Here is a 6,418-nt window from a genome sequence, read left to right on the forward strand (position 1 = left end):
TCAACGCGTCGATCGCGCGAACCGATCGGTCGCTGCTCGGAGCGCCTTCTGCGTGCCGGGCTCTGTGGCCGCGTGACCGGCGTCGTCGACCACGACGAACTCCGCCTCGGGCCAGGCGCGGTGCAGATCCCATGCGGTCATCATCGGTGTCGCGACATCGTGTCGTCCCTGCACGATGACCGTCGGGATATGGCGGATGACGTCGACACCGGCGATCAGCTGCCCTTCCTCCCACCAGCCGCGGTTGACGAAGAAGTGGTTCTCGATGCGGGCGAACGCCGTGGCCTTCGCCGGATCGGACATCGCCTCGATCTGCGCGGTATCCGGGGTCAGGGTGACGGTCGATGCCTCCCAGGTGGACCAGGCGACCGCCGCCGGCACGTGCACGGCGGGATCGGGGTCGAACAGTCGACGGTGATACGCCTCGATCATGTGCGAGCGCTCCAGCACGGGGATCGGTGCCAGGAAGCTCTCCCAGAGATCGGGGAACAGCGCCGCGGCACCACCCTCGTAGAACCACTCCAGTTCGACTCGACGCAGGGTGAAGATGCCTCGGAGCACCAGCTCGGTCACGGCTTCCGGGTGCGCCTGCGCGTAGGCGAGCGCGAGTGCGCTGCCCCACGATCCGCCGAACACCTGCCACTTCTCGACGCCGAGATTCTTGCGCAGAAGTTCGATGTCGGCGATCAGATGGGCCGTCGTGATGTGACGGAAGTCGGCGTCGGGTGCACTCGCGTGCGGGGTGCTGCGCCCGCAGCCGCGCTGGTCCAGCAACACGATGCGGTAGCGCTTCGGATCGAAGAACCGCCGCTGCCACGGCGATGTCCCACTGCCGGGACCGCCGTGGAGGAACACCACCGGCTTGCCCTCGGGGTTGCCGCTGACCTCCCAGTAGACCCGGTGGCCGTCACCGACGAGGAGTTCCCCTGTCTCGTACGGTTCGATCGGTGGATACAGTGCATCCGTCTTCTTCATCGTCGGCCCCCCAGCCGGTCGTGCTGACTACTTCGTCAACGGTAGCGGACGTTCGCCCACCCGCCGGGCATCACGGGTCCAACTGATCGGCGGGAAGCGTCAGCACCTGCGCGCAGACGCCCAGCCCGTTCTGATAGCCCTCCGCGAACCAGCGCTTCCGCTGCACACTGGATCCGTGCGTCCAGGTCTCCGGATTCGAGAACCCGGACTGCTCCTGGATGTGGTCGTCGCCGACGGCCTCTGCCGCGTTCAGCGCGTCCTCGATCTGCGCTTCGGTGGGCTTCATCAGGTACGGATCGCCGTCGGCATCCTTCTGCTCGGTCATGCGGCCGAGCCACGCCCCGGCGTAGCAGTCGGCCTGCAGCTCGATCCGCACCCCATTGCTTCCCGGCCCCGTGCCGTTGTTCGGGTAGGCATCCATGTCGCCCGTGATGTTCTGAATGTGGTGACCCCACTCGTGCCCCACGATGTACAGCTGCGCGAGATTGCCGGCGGACGCCCCGAACTGCTGTTGCATGAGTTGGAAGAACGTCGGGTCGACGTAGACCCCTTCCTCCGGGGGACAGTAGAACGGCCCCACGGCATTGGACGCCGTACCGCACTGTGTCGGCGTCGATCCGTCGACGACGATCATCTGCGGCTTGCGATAGCCCTCCACGTTCTCGGCCCAGAAGGCGTCCAGCGCGACCTGAGCACCCGCCATGCGGCAGTCGACGTCGGCGTTCGCCTGCGCCCCCGTATCGCAGTTCTCGATGACCGATCCGCCCGCTGGTTCGCTGCCTCCGCTCGGCGCTCCGCCACCCAGCAACCCGGTCAGGTCGATGCCGAGCAGAGGCCCGGCGATGAGCGCGATGATGCCGAGCACGCCCACGCCCGTGCCACCGGCGATCGCTGCCGTGCGCCCGCGACGACGCGTGGTGTTGCCGGAGATGTCGGCGTCGGGATTGAAGGTCATGGGACGAGGGTACTCCGAGCGGAGGCCCCTCGAACGGACGTAGGCTCGGGGCATGACGACCACGATCACCATCACCGGAGCCGGCGGACAGATCGGCTACGCACTGCTGTTCCGCATCGCGGCGGGCGACCTGCTCGGCCCGGATGAGAAGGTGCGTCTGCGGCTGCTGGAGATCCCGCAGGGGCTCGGTGCCGCGGAGGGCGCGGCCCTCGAATTGCAGGACGGCGCGTTCGGACTGCTGGAGCACGTCGAGGTGACGGATGACGCCGCAGTGGGATTCGACGGCTGCGACCTCGCCCTGCTCGTCGGTGCACGTCCACGCGGGCCCGGTATGGAGCGCGGCGACCTGCTCGCGGCCAACGGCGGCATCTTCGGGCCGCAGGGTGCGGCCATCGCGGCGAACGCCGCATCCGGCGTGCGCGTCACCGTGGTCGGCAACCCCGCCAACACGAACGCGCTGATCGCCGCCGCCTCGGCAGATGGCGTGCCCGCCGAGCGCTTCACCGCCCTGACACGGCTCGACGAGAACCGCGCGCGGGCTCAGCTCGCACTGACGCTGGGGGCTCCGGTGCACACGGTTCGCCGCGTGCCCATCTGGGGCAACCACTCGGCGACCCAGTTCCCGGACATCTCGCACGCGACGGTCGGCGGCCGGCCGGTGGGAGAGGCGCTCGAACAGATCGTGGGCGACGTTCCCTCCTGGCTCGACCGGACGTTCATCCCCCGCGTGGCGAAGCGTGGGGCGGAGATCATCGAGGTACGGGGCTCCTCGTCGGTGGCATCGGCGGCGAGTGCGACCATCGATCACGTGCGCGACTGGGTGCGGGGCACCGACGACTGGACGTCGGCCGGCGTCGTCTCCCACGGCGAATACGGCGTTCCGGAGGGCCTGATCTCGTCCTTCCCGGTGCGGTCGATCGACGGTGAGTGGCACGTCGTCGAGGGACTCGAGTTGAGCGAGTGGGCACGCACCCGGATCGATGCCTCGGTGGCCGAACTGCAGCAGGAACGCGAGACGGTGCAGAGCCTCGGGCTCTTGTGAATCCGGTCACCGCGACGCACGCCGACAGGGCAGAATGGATGCCGGAGGTGCGCGATGAGCGAGACGATTGATCCCACGAAGACCACGGCATCGGTCGAAGAGGCTCTGACGAGTCCGCTGCACCTGCCGCACGATGCGGCGTCCTGCCCGAAGTGCTTCACCGAGTTGCAGCAGAACCGCAACTTCTGGACCGCCCGCCCCGACGGCTCACGCCTGGTCGGTCTCGTCGTCGCCCGCGAAGGTCTGCCGTCAGTGGTCGAGCAGCGCGAAGATCTCACCCGTTTCGGTGTGCCGATCGAAGGATTCCGTCACCCGGCGCCCGACATCCTGGAGAGCTGGAACGACCGCCTCGCGCGCCTCATCTCGACCCTGCGCATCGGCGACGTGGTGGTCGTCGTGAACATCAAGGCTCTCGGCCTCGACGCGGACGAAGGCGCCCGCACCGTGGCCGAACTGCGCAAGCACGGCATCATCGTGAAGGTGCTGAATCACGACGCGCGGCACCTGGCCGACGCCGCCGCCGTACACACCTCGGCCCGCTGAGACACCGTCCGAGAGCGCTCGTCAGCCGCCGTAGGGCGCGACCGGGAACGCGGTCGTCGTCGGCTGAGGTTCGACGGGCGAGCCGTCTTCGTTGTAGTACACCGGGCTCCCCTCTTCGGGGAAATAGAACCGCGGCTGCCAATCCGGACCCTCGAACGCCGGGAATCGCAGCGAAGCCCCGTCATAGGCGAGTTCTCCGCCGAAGACCATGTCCGAGAGCGCGGCCGCATCGCCGGGGATGCACCCGGGCGTCGCCGTCGCGGAGATCTGGTTCCGACCGGGCCGGATCGTCACGACACCGCGGCCGACGTCGCCTCCGGTGCCGACGATATTGACTTCCTGCCGATCGCCCTCTCCGAATCGCGTCGTGCTCGCCTCCACCCCGGCATCCTCGAACGCCGCCGTCGCCGCGGCCACCACGGCCTCCACATCGATCTCCTCCGCCGGTTCGAGCACCCGCGCCCAGGAGAACGTGTACCCCGAGACGTCGCCGTCGATCCGGCAGGGAATCGGCGAGGCGCCGAATGAGCCCTGGTCCACGGCCCAGTCGCCTTCGTGGATCGCCATGATCACGGAGTGCATGACGGTGGAGTAGGCGACGTAATTCTTCTCGCCATCGCGATACAGCGCATCGCCTTCGGGCGCCGACGTGGTTCCGCAGCTCGTCATCGTCATCACCAATCCGACGGCTGCTGCCGCCATCACTCCGCGCCGCCATATCCCGCGCATTCGTCGTCCCATTCGCTCAGAAGTCGATGAGAGCGTACTCATCGCTGATCCACCAGTTGCTCGCATCCCAGAACCCCTGCGTACTGCCCTCGCCGCCGCGAACGGTACCGGGCTCCCCGGTCTGGATGATCTCCGACACGTTGTAGAAGGATTCCGAACCCGGCTCGAGGTATGCACCGGGCCCCAGAGCATCGTGTCCGGTCGCGGACGGAAGACTGTCGCCGGATGCGCTCACGCCACCGTCGCTGTCGAACACGGTAGTCCCTGACAGGGTCTCCGGGCTGACAGGATGCCCGGGAGCCGTGGCGCGACCGACGCGGGCCACGGCGTCGTCCTCGGAGATCGTCGCATAGATCTGCGGGGGCTCGCCGTTGGTCAGGTTGTCGACGACGGCCGCATCGTTCGGGAACCCGGCGGATCCGACCGCGATCAACGAGGTGACGCCGAGACCGTCGGGCTGCGATCCGATGGCGAGCGCCGCTGTCGTACTGCCGTACGAGTGTGCGATCACGTTGACGTCGGCCTCGGGCGACAGCGCGCGTACCGCGAGCAGGTAGGAGCGCAAGGACGCCGCTCCGTCCTGCGCTCGACCCATCGCGGGCTCCTCGAGGAGTTCCGGCGTGTCGTAGCCGAACCAGACGACGGTCGCGGATCCGGCTCCCACGGAGGAGTTCAGCGCCTTCGCCGATTCACCCCACGATTGTAGGTCGTGCACGTTCCCCAGCATCCCGGGGACGAGAGTGTTGATCTCCGACGCCGTCGACAGGTCGCCGTAGGCGATCGCCGCGGTCACCTGCTCCGAACCGTCCGGGTCGAAGCTGATCAGATTCGGGGCCGGGATCCCACCCGCGTTCAGCGCTCGCACGATCGCTTCGAGGTCGTCACGGTGCGGACCCGCGGGTTCGGTCTGGAGCACCTCCTCCAGCCTCGCGGCGTTCACCCTCGCACGCACGTCCCAGGGGACCCCGTCGAGGTTGCCGACGATGGCGGGGTGGCTGTCGATGAGCTCCTGCTGCAGTTCGGGGTTCGCCGCCCAGAGTCGAGCGACCTCCTCCGGGCTTGAGGCCGCGAGCAGGTCGGCGAGCAGGTCGCGCGCCTGGTTCGTCAAGACGGCACCCGTGCCTGCGGCGAGTGCGGCGAGGGCCGCATCGTACGCGGCGTCCCAGTCGCCGTAGAGCCGTTCGTACTGGTTCCAGAGCTCGTCCAGCGCCTCTTTCGCGGCATCACGGTCGACGATCGCATCGTTCACGGCGTCGGTCGTCTCATCGATCTCGGACTGATCGTCACCGTAGGCGGCGGCCATGGCGGCACGACCGGCTCGATCGGCGGCGATGTCGAGCCGGGACCACTCGGCGTGCGCCGTCTCGATGTCGTCGATCAGATCGTTGGCGGGCTTGGCATACGCATCGAACGCGTCGGCATAGCTTTGCAGGACGCCGGCGAGGAGTTGTGCCTCGGCGATGTCGGCGGGGAGCAGTGCGGCGAGGTCATCGGCATCTGCGCGCACCGCTGTGACCGCACGTCCGACTCCGCGCAGTTCCTGCGCGGAGTTCGCGGCCGAACGCACGTCGCCGAGCCGGTCGGCCACGCGCGTGAACAGACCGCTCCAGTACCCCATGGATCCGCTGCTGCCCTCGAGGCGTTCGAGCGGATACCCCCGATTCGGCGATGTCAGGCTCATGGTCCGTCCCGCCCGGTGAGTTCGACATCGAGGTCGGAGTACTTGCTCGCGATGGCGGAGATCGCGGCAGCGAGGTCATCCCCCGATTCGACGCGGTCGTACACCCGGTCGTGCAGAGCGGTCAGCCGCCGGTGCATCTCGAGTCGCAGAGCGGAGCGGTGCGCCGGGTTCTCGACACCGGTGTCGTCACCCTGCAGACCCGCCGCCTGCGTGAGGACCTCAGAGGTTGCGGTCGTGAGGCTCCTCGCGGCATCGTTCAGCTCCGCGTAGAAGATCTCGACGTCTGACATGGCCACCCCCCGGTTCCGCCGGATTCACCCTACCCCGGTCGCGCACGGTGAGCCGATGGGGAGAACTGCCCATCGACCGCGATCTCCGGACCCGAGGACACGAAGAAGGGACCGACGGCGAACCGTCGACCCCTTCTCGAGACTGTGTGTCAGCTGCCGGCGAGCTGCTGGTCCAGGTCCTGGATCGCCCGCATCATGCCCAA

The 6,418-nt window shown here is 68.1% G+C and carries 7 protein-coding genes; 2 read left to right on the forward strand and 5 right to left on the reverse strand.

The genetic code is table 11. From position 1 onward, the window contains the following. Positions 1-975, reverse strand: a complete 975-nt coding sequence (gene pip / locus DW307_RS00485) for a prolyl aminopeptidase (RefSeq protein ID WP_029260472.1) — start codon at positions 973-975, stop codon at positions 1-3. Positions 976-1,045: 70 nt separating this feature from the next. Continuing rightward, positions 1,046-1,930: a KPN_02809 family neutral zinc metallopeptidase gene (gene ypfJ, locus DW307_RS00490; protein WP_021198757.1), complete on the reverse strand. Its 885-nt coding sequence runs from the start codon at positions 1,928-1,930 to the stop codon at positions 1,046-1,048. Positions 1,931-1,982: 52 nt separating this feature from the next. Between ypfJ and DW307_RS00495 the strand changes: the two genes are divergently transcribed. Together DW307_RS00495 and DW307_RS00500 are read left to right on the forward strand one after the other, a co-directional pair. Beyond that, positions 1,983-2,972: a malate dehydrogenase gene (locus DW307_RS00495; RefSeq protein WP_029260474.1), complete on the forward strand. Its 990-nt coding sequence runs from the start codon at positions 1,983-1,985 to the stop codon at positions 2,970-2,972. A gap of 54 nt (positions 2,973-3,026) precedes the next feature. Then, positions 3,027-3,515, forward strand: a complete 489-nt coding sequence (locus DW307_RS00500; RefSeq protein WP_029260475.1) for a dehydrogenase — start codon at positions 3,027-3,029, stop codon at positions 3,513-3,515. Between the two features lie 21 nt (positions 3,516-3,536). On the opposite strand, the gene DW307_RS18020 is transcribed toward DW307_RS00500, so the two are convergent. From DW307_RS18020 to DW307_RS00515, 3 genes are read right to left on the reverse strand one after another with little or no spacing between them, the layout of a single operon-like run. Continuing rightward, on the reverse strand, positions 3,537-4,217 hold the full coding sequence (locus DW307_RS18020) for a hypothetical protein (RefSeq protein WP_029260476.1): 681 nt from the start codon (positions 4,215-4,217) through the stop codon (positions 3,537-3,539). 43 nt (positions 4,218-4,260) lie between these two features. Continuing rightward, positions 4,261-5,925 carry an alpha/beta hydrolase gene (locus DW307_RS00510; RefSeq protein ID WP_136023639.1) on the reverse strand — a complete coding sequence of 555 codons (1,665 nt, stop codon included), beginning with the start codon at positions 5,923-5,925 and terminating at the stop codon, positions 4,261-4,263. Beyond that, entirely contained in the window at positions 5,922-6,215 is a 294-nt protein-coding gene (locus tag DW307_RS00515; protein WP_021198762.1) for a hypothetical protein, read from the reverse strand. The genes DW307_RS00510 and DW307_RS00515 overlap by 4 nt, the downstream gene beginning before the upstream one ends. Positions 6,216-6,418: the final 203 nt, after the last annotated feature.

Source organism: Microbacterium sp. K27 (genome assembly GCF_004794435.1).
Lineage (GTDB): Bacteria > Actinomycetota > Actinomycetes > Actinomycetales > Microbacteriaceae > Microbacterium > Microbacterium maritypicum_A.

Bases quoted from the DNA above. Each gene is read 5' to 3' on its own strand.
- pip (WP_029260472.1), bottom strand. From the start codon at position 975: ATGAAGAAGACGGATGCACTGTATCCACCGATCGAACCGTACGAGACA.
- DW307_RS00495 (WP_029260474.1), top strand. From the start codon at position 1,983: ATGACGACCACGATCACCATCACCGGAGCCGGCGGACAGATCGGCTAC.
- DW307_RS18020 (WP_029260476.1), bottom strand. From the start codon at position 4,217: ATGGCGGCAGCAGCCGTCGGATTGGTGATGACGATGACGAGCTGCGGA.
- DW307_RS00500 (WP_029260475.1), top strand. From the start codon at position 3,027: ATGAGCGAGACGATTGATCCCACGAAGACCACGGCATCGGTCGAAGAG.
- DW307_RS00510 (WP_136023639.1), bottom strand. From the start codon at position 5,925: ATGAGCCTGACATCGCCGAATCGGGGGTATCCGCTCGAACGCCTCGAG.
- ypfJ (WP_021198757.1), bottom strand. From the start codon at position 1,930: ATGACCTTCAATCCCGACGCCGACATCTCCGGCAACACCACGCGTCGT.
- DW307_RS00515 (WP_021198762.1), bottom strand. From the start codon at position 6,215: ATGTCAGACGTCGAGATCTTCTACGCGGAGCTGAACGATGCCGCGAGG.